The following is a 16,130-nucleotide window of genomic DNA, read 5'->3' as shown; positions in this document are numbered from 1 at the left end:
GGCGTTCTGTTCACCGGTCGGCCACCGCCGGCCGGTGCGGCTCGACGACCAACACCCCCGCTCGACGCAGCACCCGCAGCCCGGGCACCTCGACCCAGCGCTGCCCGTGCCAGTCGGTGACCAGCGCCGCCACAGCCAGCACGTGCCGCTGGTTCACCTCGTGCGCACCCTGCGCGAGCAGCCACGCGCGCAACACCCGGTGCCGGACGGCCGGCGCCAGCCCGGCCAGTACGGTGCAGTCGGGTGGGGCCCCGGTCGGAGTGAGCGCGTCGAGGGCGTCGGCGTCGTAGCGGGCGAGGTCGGCGGTGCGGGCCAACCCCTCGGCGACCCCGGGGCCCAGTTCGGCCTCGAGCACCGGCAGCACGCTCTGCCGCACCCGTACCCGAGCGAAACGGTCGTCGTCGTTGTGCGGATCGTCCCACCAGCTGACGCCCTGCTCTCGGCAGGCTTGCCGGGTGACGCTGCGGCGCAGTCCCAGCAGTGGCCGGACGAAGCGGTCGCGAACCGCGGGCATACCGGCGATCGACCGCAGCCCCGAGCCGCGAGCCAGGCCCAAGAGCACGGTTTCGGCCTGATCGTCGAGGGTGTGGCCGAGGTAGCAGCGCTCCCCCGCCCCGAACGCGGCGGCCAGGGCGTCGTAGCGGGCGTCGCGGGCCGCGGCCTCGGGGCCTTGACCGCCGGCCGTCACGGTGACCGTCGCCACCTCAGCCGGCAGCCCCAGCTCGCGCACCTGCTCGGCCACCCGCTCGCTGTGCTCTGCCGAGCCGGGTTGCAGGCCGTGGTCGACCACGACCGCGCGAGCCGCGCACCCGGTGCGCGACGCCAGCACCGTGACGGCAACAGCCAGTGCCAGCGAGTCGGCGCCGCCCGAACAGGCCACCAGCACCGGCTCGCCCTCGTGGGCGGCCTCGACCGCCTGCACCACGGCCAACGTGGCCGGGCCGAGGGCTCGACGCGCCATCAGCCCACCCGCGCCGGCACGCGCCGCAGCCAGCGATCCGGGTCGTGCAGTTCGGCCGGGTCGGGCAGCAGGTCGGGTGCTGCGAAGGCCAGGTTGAGCGCGTCCACGCCGGCCGCGTCGAGCACGGCGCGGCAGAACCGTGCGCCGTCGCGGTACTGCTCGCGTTTCGCGGTCAGCCCGAGCACCCGAAAGATCAGGTGCACCAGGCCGGGTGCGTCACGCCTGGCCTCCATCGAGCGGCGCAGCAGGTCGACCTGCGGCACCAGGCCGGGAGCGGCGCGGTCCATCATCACGTCCGCGTGCCCCTCGAGCAGTGACATCACCGCCGTGATGCTGTCGAAGGTGGCGCCCTGGCCGGCCGACAGCAGGCCGACGTGCGGCTCGTCGTCGGTGAACATGCGCCGCATCAGGCCCAACAGGTGGTCCGGCAGCCAGGGTGCGGCGTCGAACTGTGCCCGGTGGGTCTGCTCGTGCAGGCACACCCACTGCCGAAAGCCGTGCGGTTCGAGGGCCATCGCCCGCTCGGCGGCAACGATGTTGGGGGCCACCAGCAGCAGCCGTCCGGGCGGTGAGTAGGGGTCGAACTGGCCGAGAATGCGGGTGGCCACGAAGGCGAGCGCCGCCCCGAGCTGTGCGCCGGCCAGCCGGGCGGCGACCTTGTCGCCCAGGGTCGCGGGCGGTTGCTGCCCGGTGGCCGCCAGCATGGTCTGCGACATCACAACTGCGGCCCGTACCCAGGCCACCCGGTCGACCACGAGCACCTCGTTGGCCCGCGTGACCGGCAGTGCCGACGCCTCGGCAACCGCTTCGACCGCACGCGCGGCGGCGGCGCGCAGGTCGGCGACCGCCTCGGCGGCCTGCTCGCGCCCGACCTCGACGCCGGGCGGCACCAGAAAACCGCCCACTTGTGTGCTGACCCCCCAGTCGACGCAGGGCACCGCGCTCATGCGGCGCAGTCTAGTGTCGCTCCCGTGACTGGCTGTCCGGCGGTGGCTGAGGGCGTGCATCGCAAGGCCGACCACAGAGGTGTACCGGGTCGTCCATCGACCGAGGAGTGGCGACGCCGTGGTCGGCTTCACCACCATCGTGGCGGTCGATCCGACGAGCACGACCGTCGCGGCTCAGGCACCTCGAAGCGGCAAGGGACTTGGGCGACACGTCGCTAGGTGGTCGGCTCGGCGGGCAGCCGGTAGACCGTGACGTGCGAGGGCGACTCTGCGGTGAAGGCGGCGCCGGTGAAATCTGCCCACCGCGACTGGCGGACGAACCTCGCCAGTTGCGCCATCAGGTCGAGTTCGGCCGGGTCGATCACGTCGGCGGCGAAGGCCCCTTGCCTGGAGTGTCGTAGCCGGCAGCGGTTTCGGCGTTCCACAGATCGTTGGAGTGCATGCCTGCACCCTGGTGTCAGCGAGTTGGCGACGCAAGACCGCCCAGCAGTTCGCCGGCTAAGACCCTGCTGAACAGGCGCTTCTTAGGGGTCGGTGTTGTAGTGAGCGGCGGGCGGGCCACCACCAAGGCCGTCTGTGCGGCATGCAGGTCAGAACCCTGGGGTGCGACAACGGGGTCGTTCCGGCCGTCTGTGGCCGGTGTGAACCCGTTCGGGCGGGTGTTCAAGCACGTCTTGAGCGAGGACGTGCCCGGAGCGGCCGATCGCAAGGCGGAAGACGAGTCGCTAGTGGGCCCTTTCGCCGAGGATGACAACGCAGCGAGCGGTCGTTACGGATGCGCCGCAGCGTGGTCAGGGTTCTGCGAGACGCCCTAACAGCCGCAGGCCGCCCACGCGGCGGTTGTGCGGTCGATCCAGTCGCGCGTCGCGAACGGACGCACCACCTGGTTGGCCATGATCGCGAACACCAGCGGCGCGCCGTCGGCGGTGATCAAATAGCCGGCCAGCGTGCTCACGTCGCGCAGGCTGCCGGTCTTGGCCCGCACGACCCCTCGTCCGGCACGTTCGGCCTTGTCGTCGAACCGGTCGTACAGGGTGCCCGACACGCCCCCGACCGGCAGACCCAGCAGCAGCGAGCCGAACCTCGGCTCGTTCACCACGAGCTTCATGGCCTTGGCCAGCGCTGCGGGCGACACCCGGTTCTCGCGGCTGAGGCCGCTGTTGTCGTCGATCACCATGCCCGACGTCCAAAGGTCGAGAGACTTCAGCATGGCCCGAACCGCAGCCTCGGCGTCGGCGAAGCTGCCGCCGCGGTCGGTGGCCAGACCCACCTGGCGCGCCAGGGTTTCGGCCGCCACGTTGTCGCTGTAGCGCAGGGTGTGCTCGATCAGTTGCTCCACCGGTGGGCTCTGCATGGAGGTCAGCACCGGGTCGTCGGCCGCCGCGGTCGCTCGCTTGGTGCTCGTCACCGTGATGCCCGCCTTGGCCAAGCGGGTGGCGAACCGCTTGGCGGCGGTGGCGGCCGGGTCTTTCTCGGCCAGTCCGGTGGTGGGGTGGAAGCCCGAGTCGACCATCAGGGCACTGATCGGGGCCACCGAGTAGCGGTAGTTGTCGGTCCAGTGCCGGTGCCAGGCGGCAGCCTCGAACAGGGTGGCGTCGTAGCCGAGGGTCACCTTCGTCACCCCGGTCTTGCGCAGCGCGGCGGCGGTGTCGGCGGCGAGTTGCTGCAGCGAGGCGCGTCCGGTGGTTCGGGCATCGTGCAGCAGCGGGTCACCACCGCCGCGCAGCACGATCACCCCGCTCTTCGGGCTGACCACCGACGTGGTGAACGTGCGGTCGTTACCGAGCGTTTCCAGCGCCACGAGGCAGGTGAGCAGTTTCATCGTCGAGGCCGGAATCAGCGCCCGGCCGGCGCGCGAGATCAACGTCTTGCCCGTCACCGGGTCGATCACCACCAGCCCGGGCGTACCCGCCGCCGCCTTGTCGAGGGTCGGAATGCGCGCCAGCAGCGCCTTTGCCGCAGGGGCGGGGGCCGGGTCGAGTCCGTCCAGGGGCAGGGCGGGCGGGGACGCGGTCTGGGGCGCCTGCCAACCCGGCGGAGCCGAGGCGGTGTGGGTGACGGTGCCGGACGGCAGCACGGCCGCACGCCACTGCGGCACCATCAGCAGAACGCCGGCGGCGACGACGACCAGCGCCAGCAGACCCAACACCAGGTTGCGCACCACGCGGGCGCCGGCACGGGCCCATGACGAGGCGGCCACGTCAATCACCCTTTCGAGGCACCGGCCGTACGGCGGTCGGCCATGTTGCCCCCGGCTCGGTTGGCGATAGTCTCAACTGTGGCATCGCCGCCATCATGACAGCCATCGAAAGGGAATGCCCGTGGCCGACTACAGCCGCCCCAAGATCCAGCCGAGTCTGCACTTCGACGTCACGATCGAGATTCCCAAGGGCACCAAGAACAAGTACGAGATGGACCACCACACCGGTCGTATCAGGCTCGACCGCACCCTGTTCACCTCGACTCAGTACCCGAACGACTACGGCTTCATCGAAGGCACCCTGGGCCAGGACGGCGATCCGCTCGACGCCATGGTGCTGGTACCCGAGGCGACCTTTCCCGGCGCGCTGATCGAGTGCCGCGCCATCGGCATGTTTCGCATGACCGACGAGATGGGCGGCGACGACAAGGTGCTGTGCATTCCGGTCGCCGATCAGCGGCAGGACTACCTGACCGAACTCAAGGACCTGCCGCAGCTCACCCTGCTCGAGATCGAGCATTTCTTCGCCGTGTACAAAGACCTCGAGCCGGGCAAGTCGGTCGAGGGCGCCGTGTGGGTGGGCCGTACCGAGGCCGAGAAAGAGATCTACGAGAGCTGGAAGCGCGCCAGCGGCACAGACTTCGAGAACGAATTCACCCGCACCGAGTGAGAACCCTGCACTTGATGCGGCACGCCGAGGCCCAATGGCAATCGCCCGGGCCCGACGGCGATCATCTGCGCCGATTGAGTTCTCGCGGCGTGCAGCAGGCACGATCGGTGGGTGCGTACCTGCGCCCGGCGGGCATCGACCTGATACTCAGCTCGTCGGCGACCCGCACGCTGCAGACCGCGGAGGCACTCGGCCTCGGGGTGCCGGTCTGGTCACGCGACGAGATCTACAACGCCGGTGCACAGCAGATTCTGCGTCAGGTGCTCATGGTGCCCGAGGGCTACAACGCAGTGCTGGTGATCGGCCATGCGCCGGGCATTCCGGCGCTGGCGCACCTGCTGGCCGACGCGTCGTCTGAGCCGTCCGCCCGCTCGGTCATCGCGTACCGTTACCCGCCGGCCACCGTGGCCGGTCTCACTGTGCACGGATCGTGGGCGAAGCTGCGCACGGCCACCCTGACCAGCGCGCGAATCCAGGCGGAGCCCAGCTGATCACTGCGGTCGCACGAAGACCGTCACGTCGCCGGTCTTGCATTCGATCCAGCCCTTGACCGAGCACACCAAGGTGACGTTCTTGTTGGTCTGCGGGTCGGTGACGGTCACCCGAAAGGTGGGCGGCACGTCGGTGCCCAGCGTGCGAACAGCCGCCAGCACCCGGCGAGCGAGCGTGCAGTTGGTGGTGTCGCTGCGCACCACCTCGGGCGAGCACACCGTGGTGTTGCGCGGCAGCGCGGTGCTCAGCTTGCTGGACGTGGGCGAGGACGCGGCGGTGGCCCTGGGCGCGGACGGACCGATGGCCACGGTCTGCCCGATCAGCCAGGCCAGGCTGGCCACGGAGGCGATCAGGGCGACGGCGAGCATCACCAGGGCGGCGTTGTTCTTGGCCTTGCTGTGGCTGGCGTAGATGGGGGCGAAGCGCGTGGTGGCGTCTGGATCGTAGTCGGGGCTGCCCGGCGACGACGGCTCGTCGGGGCTCACGGCCGAGGCAGGCGTGACCGGCGTGACGGGAGCCGTTGGCCGCGCCCGGCCCCCGAACTCGTACGAGACCGGCCCCGGATTGCCCGCTATCGAAACCCGACTGAGGTGACCGGCACCCGCCGCTACCGCCAGCGGGTGCCCGCAGCGCGTGCAGTGAGTTGCGGGTTCCGCGAACGGTTGGCCGCAGGCCTCGCACTGGCGCATGGGGTTCCGATCGGCGGCTGGACTAGTTGCACGCTCGATTCTGGCACAGCCCGTGAAACGCCCCCGAAAGGGTCCACCCGGTACGAGTAGCCTCGACGGATGCGGTTGGCGACCTGGAACGTGAACTCGGTCAAGCAGCGGGTGCCGCGGTTGTTGCCCTGGCTCGACGAGCGCCGCCCCGATGTGGTGTGCCTGCAAGAGACCAAACTCACCGACGACGCGTTCGCCGACCTGCTGGGCGAGGCCCTCACCGAGCGCGGGTACGCGTTCGCCAGCAACGGCCAGGGCCAGTGGAACGGCGTGGCGCTGCTGTCGAAGGTTGGGCTGGACGACGTGCAGCGCGGGTTCGCCGACATGCCCGGGTTTCCCGACGCCGAGGCTCGGGCGATCAGTGCCACCTGCGCCGGCCTGCGCGTGCACAGCCTGTACGTGCCCAACGGCCGAGTACCCGACTCGGATCACTACCGCTACAAGCTGGCATGGCTCGAGGCGCTGCGTGCCAGCGTGGCCGGTGGGCCCGAACGGGTCGCGCTGTGCGGTGACGCGAACATCGCACCCACCGATGCCGACGTGTTCGATCCGGTCGCCTACCAGGGGCACACCCACGTGACGGTGCCCGAGCGGGCAGCCCTGAAGAGCCTGACCGACCTGGGCCTGCACGACGTGGTGCGCGAACGGTGGCCCGACGAGCGGGTGTTCAGCTACTGGGACTACCGGGCCGGCATGTTTCACCAGAACCTCGGCATGCGCATCGACCTGGTGCTGGCCGACGCGGTGACAGCGGGCCGGGTGCGGGCGGCGTGGGTCGACCGCCAGGCGCGCAAGGGCACAGGCCCCAGCGACCACGCCCCGGTGATGGTCGATCTGGACGAGGCGCCCGACGGCGACATCGGCCCGATGGTGCCGCCCCCGTCTGCCGGCGGCTACCGGCGGGGCAGCAAGAAGCTGCCGCAGTCGAAGTAGGCCGCCACGTTGTGGTTGAAATGGCGGCCAGCAGCGGCTCTACGGCGTGCACCCGCCACTTTATGGTTGAAATAGATACCTCGGGCGGGTATCTATTCCAACCACAAGTCGGCGGATGCCTGAACCGGGGAACGCGGCGGCTTTCTTTTCAACCACAAAGTGGCGGCTACTACAGTGCGGGCGGGGGGTGGCGATGCGGAACGGTCGGATGGACGCGCACCCGCTGACCAGACTGCCCTTCTCGTCTCCGGTGACACCCGGCACGGGCTGGCCGGGCGACCCGGCCACGACGGCGACTCCGGCGGCCGCGAACTCGGAAGACGTGCACGCCCTGGCGACATCATCGCCCGATCTGCCGACCCTGGACGCCCGGGTTTCGGTCTGCCGGGCCTGCCCCCGGCTGGTGGCGTGGCGCGAGCAGGTGGCCACCGAGCGCCGTGCGTCGTTCGCCGACCAGCCGTACTGGGGGCGCGCGGCACCCTCGTTCGGCGACGAGCACCCGCGGGTGCTGATCGTGGGGCTGGCACCGGCCGCGCACGGCGCCAACCGAACCGGTCGGGTGTTCACCGGCGACCGGTCGGGTGACTGGCTGTTCGCCGCTCTGTACCGCGCCGGCTACGCCAACCAACCCACCTCGACCCATGCCGGCGACGGGCTGGCGCTGACCGGCGTGCGCATCGTGCCGGCCGTGCACTGCGCGCCGCCGGACAACAAGCCGACCCCCGCCGAACGCAGCGCCTGCGCGCCCTGGCTCGACCGCGAACTGGAACTGACCGTCGGCGGACTGCGGTCGATCATGGCGCTGGGATCGATAGCCTGGGACGCCACGCTGGCAGCGGCGCGCCGGTTGGGTTGGACGGTTCCGCGGCCGAAACCGCGATTCGGTCACGGCGCAGAGGCCGACCTCGGTGCCGACAGCGCGACGATCCGCCTGATCGGCAGCTACCACGTGAGCCAGCAGAACACGTTCACCGGCAAGCTCACCGAGGCGATGCTCGACGACGTGATGGCCCGGCTGTGACACCGAAACTGTCGGTGCCGGCCGACAGACTGGGTTCATGATCGATCACTACGGCATCAACGTGACAGACCTGGCTGCCACCGCACGTTTCTACGATGCGGTGCTGGGGGTAATGGGCTTCACCCGTCAGATGGACTTCGGCGAGGCCATCGGCTACGGCACCGACGGCCACCCCGACTTCTGGATCAGCGCGTCCGCACAAGGCGCATCGAACCGCGAAGCGCACATCGCGTTCACGGCGCAGAACCGGGCCGCGGTCGAAGCGTTCTTCGAGGCCGCCACCCAGTTGGGTGCGCCGATTCTGCACGCGCCCCGCGAGTGGCCCGAATACCACGACGGCTACTACGCGGCCTTCGTGCGCGACCCCGACGGCAACAACGTCGAGGCGGTCGTGCACCACTGAGGAAGCGCTGATCAACGCGCGGGTCGCTGGTTGAGCTGTGTCGAAACCCGTAGCCAGACGAGGTCTCGACAAGCTCGCCCAACAGAAGGTCAACGATTCCTGGCCACAGGCCACCACGGTCATGCCGGCGAACGCCGGGATCTCGTCTGGAGAACTCAGCGACCCGGCGCCATGGCAGGACGATCCTGGTATCGGCGCACGAACACCGGTTGCTGCGTCGTCGAGGTGGCCGGGTCGTAGCGGTAGCCGCCCTCAGCGAACTTCTTCAGCGCACGTGGCGTACGCACCCGCTCGCGCACCAGCCAGCCGGCCATCGCACCACGGGCGCGCTTGGCGAAGAACGACACCACCTGGCGCGCACCGGCGGCGTTGGTGTCTTCGAACCGGGGGGCGATCACCGGGTTCTCGAAGTCGGCGAAGTGAACCGAGCGGGCGTATTCGTCCGAGGCCAGGTTGATCAACGCCTTGGTGCCGGGCGCCTCGTTCAGGTCGGCCTGCAGCAGTCGCGTGATGCGATCACCCCAGAACTGGTACAGGTTGCTGCCGCGATCGGTCGCCACGGGCAGGCCCATCTCGAGCCGGTACGGCTGCATCAGGTCCAGCGGCCTCAGCACCCCGTACAGGCCCGAGAGAATGCGCACCGTCTTCTGCGCCTCGGTGAAGTCGCGCGCGTCCCAGAGCTGCCGCACCGCGAGACCTTGATAGACGTCGCCCGCGAAAGCCAGGATCGCCGCCCGAGCATTGCGAGTGGTGAACGGTGGGTCGAAGTCGAGGTAGCGCTGGGCGTTGAGCGCGGCGAGTTCGTCGGAGATGTGCATCAGGCCGGCCAGCTCAGAGGCGGGCTTGTCGCGCATCACCTCGATCAGCCGCTCCGATTCGTCCAGCAACCGCGGCTCAGTGTGCTTGCGGGTGGCAAGGGGCGATTCGAAGTCCAGCGACTTCGCGGGCGACAGCAGAATCAGCACCGTGCAACGGTAGCCAACAACGCCGCTCGAACGCTCGCGGTCAGCCGGCGGCCACCGTGATGTCGACCACCAACTCGGTGGCCAGCCGTTCGAGATCGGCCTGCAGGGCCCCGAGGTCCTGACCCACCGGCACGCCTGCGGTGAGGTGCGCCTCGAACAACAGGCCACCCGCCATCGGGGCTTCGCGGGTCTCGGTGATCAACCGGTCGATGCTGACGCCGTGCCGGGCCAGCACCCCTGACACGTCGCGCACGATGCCCGGGTGGTCGTTGCCGATCAGGTCGACCTGCACCTGGGTGTCGGCCGGCGCCGCGTCTGTGCTGGCGCCCGGGTGCACCGACACCTCGAGCAGGCCGGCGAGCGGCTGCAGGGCCGCACTCAGTTCGTCCGCTCGCTCGTCGGGCACACTGACCAGCACGATGCCCGCGAACTTGCCGGCGAGTTCGGCCAGTTGGCTTCGTTCCCAGTTGCCGCCGTGGGCGCTGACCGCGTCGGCGAGCGCGTTGACGAGTCCGGCGCGGTCGTCGCCGATGACGGTGAGCACAAGCGTGGCCATGCCCGGATCGTAGTGGACGACGCCCCCGCGCCGCGCCACGGGCTACCCGACGATCAGCCCTGCAGCGAGGTTGCTGATCGCGTGGACGGTGGCGGCGGGTACGAAGCTGCCGGCCCGGTTGCGAAGCCAGCCAAGCAGCCATCCCGCCGCGAACTGCACAGGAAGGATCGGCCAGGTGCGCACACCGATCAGAAGCAGCGGCAGGTGCGGGACGAGAAACGTGGTCGCCTGCAGCAGATTGCCCCACGCGAAGCCAAGACGGCGCATGAACACCCCGCCGAGCAGACCACGGAAGAACAACTCCTCGCCGAACGCACGCAACACGATGCCGATGCCGACGCTGATCGACGTCAGCCGCGCGACCGACACACCCGGGGTGTCGAGTACTGCGGTGGGGATCAGGACGATCGCCAGCCACCCGGCCAGAACCAGCGGAACCAGCAACACCGCCGCCCAGCCGTAGTCGACGGCCGAGCCCCAGGCGACCCCGAGTCGCTGCCGGGCGAGCCGGACGGTGACGTCCTGCCTGCGCGCCTGCACGATCACGTAGACGAGAGCGGGCACGCAGTACAGAACGAACTCGAGCATGCCAGCAACCTATCGACGCCACAGTGACGAGCAGTCACTCCAGCCCGCCTGCGAACATGCCGGGTTAGCGGGCCCGGTACGCCTCGATGGCCGCGACGATCTCAGGGCGCAGTGCGGCCGGGCTGATCACCTTGTCGACCGAACCGACGGCGACGGCGCGGTGAATGTTGTGCACCCCGTCGAACTCGGCCGCCACCTCACTGATCTTCTCGGCGCGCGCCGCTGCTCGCACCTCGGCCAACTCGGCCTGCAGCCCCGGCCGCTCCGCGGGCCCGGCCGAGCGCAGCCGGGCGTCCAGGTCGGCCACCCTGGGGTCAGCCCCCGTTCGCTTACCCACCTCGCCGGCGAACACCACGGCCGCTGCCGGTGCGCCGCCGATCACCGAGGCGAACGAACCCTGCAGCGCCAGCACCGTCATGTTTTCGTTCAAGGTCTTGCTGAACACCACGAACGCGCCGCCGTGGTAGCGCGAGATCACCACGAAGACGATCGGGCCGTCGAAGTTGACCACCGCCCGGCCGATCTCGGCGCCGTATTCGAGTTGCAGCTTGCGCATCGATTCGGGTGAGCCGTCGAAGCCCGACAGGTTGGCCAGCACCACCAGCGGCCGGTTGCCCGAGGCCGCGTTGATGGCCCGCGCCACCTTTTTGCTCGACTGCGGGAACAGCGTGCCCGCGGTGTAGGTGTCGGGCCCGTCGGTGGGCGGAAAACCGGCCCTGGCCACGGGTTTCGATTCGATGCCAACCAGGCACACCGGGTAGCCGCCGATGCGGGTTTCCATCACCACGGCCGTCTCGGCGTCGGCCATGCCGGCCCAGCGTTCCAGCCGCGGGCCGTCGGCGTCGGCCACCGCGTCCATCACCGTGCGAATGTCGAACGGCTTCTTGCGGTCGGGGTTGGCGGTGAAGATGTCGCCCACGGTGGCGAACTCGCCGCCGTGCGGGTGCGACGAGATGTCGCGGTCGACCGGATCGACGCTGGGCGCACGCCGCGGGCCGGATTCGCCCGGCACCACGTAGGTCTGCAGGTAGTGGCCCATCAGAATGCGGAACGCGCGGGGCAGGTCGGGCGCCCAGTACTGCGCCTGCCCGTTGGGGCCCATCACCCGGTCGTAGCCTCCGATGCCGAAGTTGTCTTCGGCCGACACGCCGCCGGAGAAGTCGAGCGACTGCTTGCCCGTGAGCACCATCGCCGAATCGGGCGTCATCACCAAGATGCCCTTGGTGTGCATCAGCATGGTGGCCTCGGCGTTCCAGTAGGGCTGCGCGCCCACGTTGATGCCGGCCACCACGATGTTGATCTCGCCACCGGCCTGGGTGAACTCGATGATGCGCCGCAGTGCCGCACCCACCCAGTCCATGTTCTCGGTGCCCGAGTCCATCGAGATGCGCGCGCCCGAGCTGAGGGTGAACCACTCAACCGGTACCTGCATCTGTTCGGCCAGGTCGAGGGCGGCGATGATGCGCCGGCATTCGGGCTCGGCCACCGCGCCCAGGCCGCGGGTCGGGTCGCCCGACAGCACCACGCGGGTGATGCCTTCGGGGTACAAGGGGGTGCGGGTGGTGACCAGCGCGCAGATGATGCCTGCGGTGTTGAGGCCGGGCTGCCGCTCGACCGGCACCAGTCGTCCGTTCTCGTCGAGGTCGAGTTCGGTGAGCGTGCCGCCCGGGCCTGCCAGCGCCTCGCTCAGTTCATAGGGGTAGACGAGCCCGCGCCGCCGGGCGCGCAGCACCCGGCCGGCGTAGTCGTCCAGAGGCTTGAGCGGTTCGCTGGGCGGGGGCTCGACCGCCGTGGTGACCCCGGCGCCGGGACGGTAGTGAAACCGGATCGCCAGCGGAATGACGCCCTTTCCGGGCTGGTCGAAGCGGCCGTGGGCGAGCACTTCCTCGATGCCGGCGCCCTCGCCCAGCGGGGTGATCTTCGCCTGCAGCAGCGCGACGTCCTTCAGGTCGAGTTCGATCACCGGCCAGACGTGCACCCACACGTGGTTCATGTCGAGCTTGTTGCCCTCGCTGCCCCGGGCCGCCCGGGTGCGCCGAATCGCTTCGAGGCAGTTCTCGACGGCACGCTCGGCGTGCGGCAGGCCGACCAGCCGTCCGTTCTCGTCACGGACGGGCGCCAACTGGCGCACCTGCGCCATCGCGACCAGGCGCCGGTCGGCCGGGTTGGACTTGGCCACGCAGTCGAACAGCAGCACGTCCTCGGGGGCGGGCAGCCGGGTGGTGTGGAACTCGCGCAGCCGCCACAGGTCGAGCCGCCGCCCCACCATGGGGTGGACGCCGCGAATGCGCGCGTCTTCGGCGATCTCGCCGTCGGTGGTCCAGCGGAAGGTGAGGTAGTGCGGGTCGCGCCGGTGGTCGCAGACGGCCACCACGATGCGCCGGACGTGCTCGCCCAATGACCACTGCGCCAGCAGGGCTTCGAGTATCGCGCCGGCCCGGTCGATGTCGGGCGCGTCGGGCCACGACACGTACAGCTCGACCACGGCCTCGTCACCTTCGGTGCGTTCGTCGAGCAACGTGCGCACCACGGCACAGACCGGCCCGTCGCCGGCCAGTTCGTCGAAGCGGCCGACCGTCGAGACAACCCGGGTCGGACGCCCTTCGAGCCGGTAGTCGCCGGTGGCTGCGGCCCGTCCGTCGACCGTGCGGCCGTGCAGGTCGTGCAGGTCGTAGTCGGTGTACTGCTTGCGGATCAGCACCTCGAGCATCGGCTCTTGCTCGGGAATGCCGCGCTCGAGCCGTTCGGCGAGGAAGCCCACGGTCTGCTCGGGCACCTGCGCCAGCGCCTCGATGCGCTGGTCGCGGTCGGCCGCCTGCGGGTCAGCGGCCAACGCAGCCACCTCGGCCCGGACGCCGGCCAGCACCTGGTCGCGGTCGCTGTCGACCTGGGGCTGGTCGAACCAGCGGAACCTGATGCTGCGAGCCAGATCACCCACCACCGGCAACCTTCGCTGGGTGGCCCGCACCAGGCGTTCGAGCTCGGCCCGGGCCACGGTGGCCACCTCGGCCGACGGGGCCGGCTCGGTGATCCAGCGCTCCAGCAGGGCGGTGATCACGTTGAGGTCGGAGCTGAACCGCTGCTGGGCCAGGAAAATGCGGAATACGGCCTGTTCGAGCGCGGGCGTGCGGGTGAGGTCGTCCACCCAGTAGTGGGCCAGCACCTTGGCCAGTCGCGCGGTGAACTGGGCCGGCAGCCCGGCGCGTTCGGCGTCGAGGCTCTGCAGGTAGCGGTGGAAGTGCTCGCGGTCGCTGTGCACCCGCAGCTCGGTGCTGTCGTCTTCACCGGCCGGCCTGTTGCGGCTCAGCTCGGCGACGTCGGCGAACATGCCGATCAGCGGGATCTCGTCGGCCATCACGTCGACCCCCGCCGCCTGCAACTCGGCACGGTCGGCCAGGTACTGCGCCAGTGGCCGGTATCCGGGGTCGGCGTCGAAACCCATCACCAGCGCCGACAGGTCGGCCAGCAGTTGGTGCGCGCGCTTGGCCGGGTCGGTCACCGGGTCGCAGTGCGGCAGTTCGAGGCCCGGCCCAGCCTCGGCCGAGGTCTCCTCGGCCGGGGCGTCGTCCTCGGCCACCGGTTCGAGCCTCACCAGTGGGGCCATCGTTTCGACCTGACTGCCGGTCATCACGAGCAACTCTTTGACCCGGCAGGCGAACGGTGCGACCAGAACCGTTTCCATCTTCATCGATTCGAGCACCAGCACCGGGGCACCCGCCGCCACCTGCTCGCCGACCCCGACCGGCGTGGCCACCACGAGAGCCGGTGCCGGTGAGCGCAGCACGCCGCCCTCATCGCGGCTGACCCGGTGGGTGACGCCGTTGACCTCGACCAGGCTGACCGGCCCGTGGGTGGCCGACACCAGCCGGAACCGTTCGCACCCAACGGTGAGCCGGCTGTGAAAGTCGTCCAGTCGTTCCACGGACGCCTCGACCACGGTCGAGGCGTCGCCCTGCGCGACGCGCACCCGGTAGCGATCGGGGCCGATGCGAAAAGCCGTGACCTGGTAGGTGATGCCGCGCAGCTTGAGGTCGACGGGCCGTCCGACCGAATGCTGCACCTGCGGACGTCCGCCGTGTGCGGTTTCGAGCAGACGGGCGATCTCGACGGCTTCGGCGTCGAGGTAGGCCTGAATCGCCGACGCGACCAGCGCGACGCCCGAGTGGGCGTCGCTGACCAGCCGGCCCTCTCCGCGCACCCGGTCGATCCAGCCGGTGTCGGCCCACTCGACGCCGTCGGCGCCGACCACCTCGGGCTGGTCGAGCAGCTCGAGCACGAAGCTCTTGTTCGTGGCGCCGCCGTCGATCACCACCGTGGTCTCGTTCATCGCTCGCCGCAGTCGGCCGAGCGCCTCGGTGCGGTTGCGGCCGTAGGCGATGATCTTGGCGATCATCGAGTCGAAGTCGGCCGGAATGCGGTCGCCCTCGGCCACGCCGGTGTCGACGCGGATGCCAGGGCCTGCGGGTAGGTCGAGTCGGGTGATCAGGCCCGGGGCGGGGGCGAAGTCGCGGTCGGGGTCTTCGGCGTTCAGCCGCGCCTCGACGGCGTGGCCAAACTCGGTCGGACGATCGGTGAGCCGGTTGCCCGCCGCCACGTGAATCTGGGCCTTCACCAGGTCGAAGTCGTTGGTGACCTCGGTGATCGGGTGCTCGACCTGCAGCCGGGTGTTGACCTCCAGAAACGCAAAGGCGCGGTCTTGCGGGTGGTACAGAAACTCGACCGTTCCGGCGCCGCTGTAGCCGACGGCCAGCGCCAGCCGCTCGGCGGCGGCCTTGAGTTCGTCGGTCTGCTCGCGGTCGAGCAGGGGCGAGGCCGATTCTTCGATGATCTTCTGGTTGCGCCGCTGCACCGAGCAGTCGCGCACGCCCAGCGCCCACGCCGTGCCCTGGCCGTCGGCGATCACCTGCACCTCGACGTGCCGCGCGCCGGTGACCAGCTTCTCGAGAAACACCACACCCGACCCGAAGGCCCGCTCGGCCTCGTCGCGGGTGCGCTGGTAGGCCTCAGTCAGGTCGTCCGGACCCTCGACCTTGCGAATGCCGCGCCCGCCGCCGCCCGCGGTGGCCTTGAGCATCAGCGGGTAGCCGATGCGTTCGGCCGCAGCCAGCGCGTCGTCCAAGGTGTCGACGCCGCCGCGCGACCAGGGCGCCACCGGCACCCCGACCTCTTCGGCGATCAGCTTCGAGCCGATCTTGTCGCCGAGCTTGCGCATCGCCTCGCCCGAGGGGCCGATGAAGGTGATGCCCAGCGACTCGACCAGGTCGGCGAAACCTGCGTCTTCGGCGACGAAGCCCCAACCGACCCAGACCGCGTCGGCCCGCGCGTCGGTGAGCACGTCGGCCAGCAGTTGGTGGTTCAGGTACGGACGATCCGCGGCCGGGCCCAGCGGGTAGGCCTCGTCGGCTTCGCGGGCGAACATGGCGGTGCGTTCGGCGTCGGTGTAGAGGGCGATCACGGTGATCGGATCGGCGTCGGGGTGCTCGGCGTTGAGGTCACGGACGGCGTGGATCAGCCGCATGGCCGCCTCGCCCCTGTTGACGATCGCGATGCGCTTGAACACCCGGATGCCTCCTCACGTGCGCGCCCGCGTGGCCCAGGTGATCACCTGGGGGTGCGGGTCGCAGCCCTGCCCATGAAATCTTCCATGTCTGGGCGTTGATGGCGAGACGACCCGA

The 16,130-nt window shown here is 70.1% G+C and carries 14 protein-coding genes; 5 read left to right on the top strand and 9 right to left on the bottom strand.

What is annotated here, in order from left to right; genetic code table 11:
- Positions 1–10: 10 nt before the first annotated feature.
- The 4 genes from tilS to dacB all read right to left on the bottom strand — a co-directional run bounded on the left by tilS (position 11) and on the right by dacB (position 4,108).
- Positions 11–961, bottom strand: a complete 951-nt coding sequence (gene tilS / locus MPLG2_RS16780) for a tRNA lysidine(34) synthetase TilS (RefSeq protein ID WP_105187137.1) — start codon at positions 959–961, stop codon at positions 11–13.
- A complete protein-coding gene (locus MPLG2_RS16775) occupies positions 961–1,908 on the bottom strand; it encodes a zinc-dependent metalloprotease (RefSeq protein WP_158681300.1) in 948 nt (315 codons plus the stop codon). Before MPLG2_RS16775 ends, tilS begins: the two co-directional genes overlap by 1 nt.
- A gap of 215 nt (positions 1,909–2,123) precedes the next feature.
- A complete protein-coding gene (locus MPLG2_RS16770; protein ID WP_197710005.1) occupies positions 2,124–2,333 on the bottom strand; it encodes a hypothetical protein in 210 nt (69 codons plus the stop codon).
- 386 nt (positions 2,334–2,719) lie between these two features.
- Positions 2,720–4,108 (bottom strand): D-alanyl-D-alanine carboxypeptidase/D-alanyl-D-alanine endopeptidase, encoded by a 1,389-nt coding sequence (dacB, locus tag MPLG2_RS16760; RefSeq protein ID WP_158681299.1) that lies wholly within the window; start codon positions 4,106–4,108, stop codon positions 2,720–2,722.
- A 121-nt stretch (positions 4,109–4,229) separates the two neighbouring features.
- Between dacB and MPLG2_RS16755 the strand changes: the two genes are divergently transcribed.
- The gene (locus tag MPLG2_RS16755) at positions 4,230–4,778 is read left to right on the top strand and encodes an inorganic diphosphatase (RefSeq protein ID WP_269459157.1); all 549 of its coding nucleotides are present in this window, start codon (positions 4,230–4,232) and stop codon (positions 4,776–4,778) included.
- A gap of 14 nt (positions 4,779–4,792) precedes the next feature.
- Positions 4,793–5,269, top strand: a complete 477-nt coding sequence (locus MPLG2_RS16750; RefSeq protein ID WP_158681298.1) for a SixA phosphatase family protein — start codon at positions 4,793–4,795, stop codon at positions 5,267–5,269.
- On the opposite strand, the gene MPLG2_RS16745 is transcribed toward MPLG2_RS16750, so the two are convergent.
- Positions 5,270–5,755 (bottom strand): hypothetical protein, encoded by a 486-nt coding sequence (locus MPLG2_RS16745; protein ID WP_105187131.1) that lies wholly within the window; start codon positions 5,753–5,755, stop codon positions 5,270–5,272. It lies immediately after the preceding gene.
- Positions 5,756–6,058: 303 nt separating this feature from the next.
- Here MPLG2_RS16745 and MPLG2_RS16740 point away from each other — a divergent pair, with 303 nt between their 5' ends.
- The 3 genes from MPLG2_RS16740 (at position 6,059) to MPLG2_RS16730 (ending at position 8,346) form a co-directional block, all read left to right on the top strand.
- Complete coding sequence (locus MPLG2_RS16740; protein ID WP_105187130.1) at positions 6,059–6,922, top strand: exodeoxyribonuclease III; 864 nt, start codon at positions 6,059–6,061, stop codon at positions 6,920–6,922.
- Positions 6,923–7,115: 193 nt separating this feature from the next.
- The gene (locus MPLG2_RS16735; RefSeq protein ID WP_105187734.1) at positions 7,116–7,943 is read left to right on the top strand and encodes a uracil-DNA glycosylase; all 828 of its coding nucleotides are present in this window, start codon (positions 7,116–7,118) and stop codon (positions 7,941–7,943) included.
- Between the two features lie 37 nt (positions 7,944–7,980).
- Positions 7,981–8,346 (top strand): VOC family protein, encoded by a 366-nt coding sequence (locus MPLG2_RS16730; protein ID WP_105187129.1) that lies wholly within the window; start codon positions 7,981–7,983, stop codon positions 8,344–8,346.
- Positions 8,347–8,501: 155 nt separating this feature from the next.
- Here the strand turns inward: MPLG2_RS16730 and yaaA are convergent, their stop codons facing one another.
- The 4 genes from yaaA to MPLG2_RS16710 form a co-directional block, all read right to left on the bottom strand.
- Complete coding sequence (gene yaaA, locus MPLG2_RS16725; protein WP_105187128.1) at positions 8,502–9,311, bottom strand: peroxide stress protein YaaA; 810 nt, start codon at positions 9,309–9,311, stop codon at positions 8,502–8,504.
- Between the two features lie 40 nt (positions 9,312–9,351).
- Entirely contained in the window at positions 9,352–9,867 is a 516-nt protein-coding gene (locus MPLG2_RS16720; protein ID WP_105187127.1) for a glycine cleavage system protein R, read from the bottom strand.
- Positions 9,868–9,909: 42 nt separating this feature from the next.
- The gene (locus tag MPLG2_RS16715) at positions 9,910–10,455 is read right to left on the bottom strand and encodes a CPBP family intramembrane glutamic endopeptidase (RefSeq protein WP_105187126.1); all 546 of its coding nucleotides are present in this window, start codon (positions 10,453–10,455) and stop codon (positions 9,910–9,912) included.
- Between the two features lie 64 nt (positions 10,456–10,519).
- On the bottom strand, positions 10,520–16,015 hold the full coding sequence (locus tag MPLG2_RS16710) for an ATP-binding protein (RefSeq protein ID WP_105187125.1): 5,496 nt from the start codon (positions 16,013–16,015) through the stop codon (positions 10,520–10,522).
- Between the last annotated feature and the right edge of the window lie 115 nt (positions 16,016–16,130).

Source organism: Micropruina glycogenica (genome assembly GCF_900289045.1).
GTDB lineage: Bacteria > Actinomycetota > Actinomycetes > Propionibacteriales > Propionibacteriaceae > Micropruina > Micropruina glycogenica.
The sequence above is the reverse complement of the archived record's forward strand: the minus strand, read 5'-3'. Positions and strand labels throughout refer to the sequence as shown.

What these genes read in the sequence shown, in the direction of transcription:
- tilS (WP_105187137.1), bottom strand. Translation starts at nt 961, where the DNA reads ATGGCGCGTCGAGCCCTCGGCCCGGCCACGTTGGCCGTGGTGCAGGCG.
- MPLG2_RS16715 (WP_105187126.1), bottom strand. Translation starts at nt 10,455, where the DNA reads ATGCTCGAGTTCGTTCTGTACTGCGTGCCCGCTCTCGTCTACGTGATC.
- MPLG2_RS16750 (WP_158681298.1), top strand. Translation starts at nt 4,793, where the DNA reads ATGCGGCACGCCGAGGCCCAATGGCAATCGCCCGGGCCCGACGGCGAT.
- MPLG2_RS16735 (WP_105187734.1), top strand. Translation starts at nt 7,116, where the DNA reads ATGCGGAACGGTCGGATGGACGCGCACCCGCTGACCAGACTGCCCTTC.
- MPLG2_RS16730 (WP_105187129.1), top strand. Translation starts at nt 7,981, where the DNA reads ATGATCGATCACTACGGCATCAACGTGACAGACCTGGCTGCCACCGCA.
- MPLG2_RS16720 (WP_105187127.1), bottom strand. Translation starts at nt 9,867, where the DNA reads ATGGCCACGCTTGTGCTCACCGTCATCGGCGACGACCGCGCCGGACTC.
- MPLG2_RS16775 (WP_158681300.1), bottom strand. Translation starts at nt 1,908, where the DNA reads ATGAGCGCGGTGCCCTGCGTCGACTGGGGGGTCAGCACACAAGTGGGC.
- MPLG2_RS16740 (WP_105187130.1), top strand. Translation starts at nt 6,059, where the DNA reads ATGCGGTTGGCGACCTGGAACGTGAACTCGGTCAAGCAGCGGGTGCCG.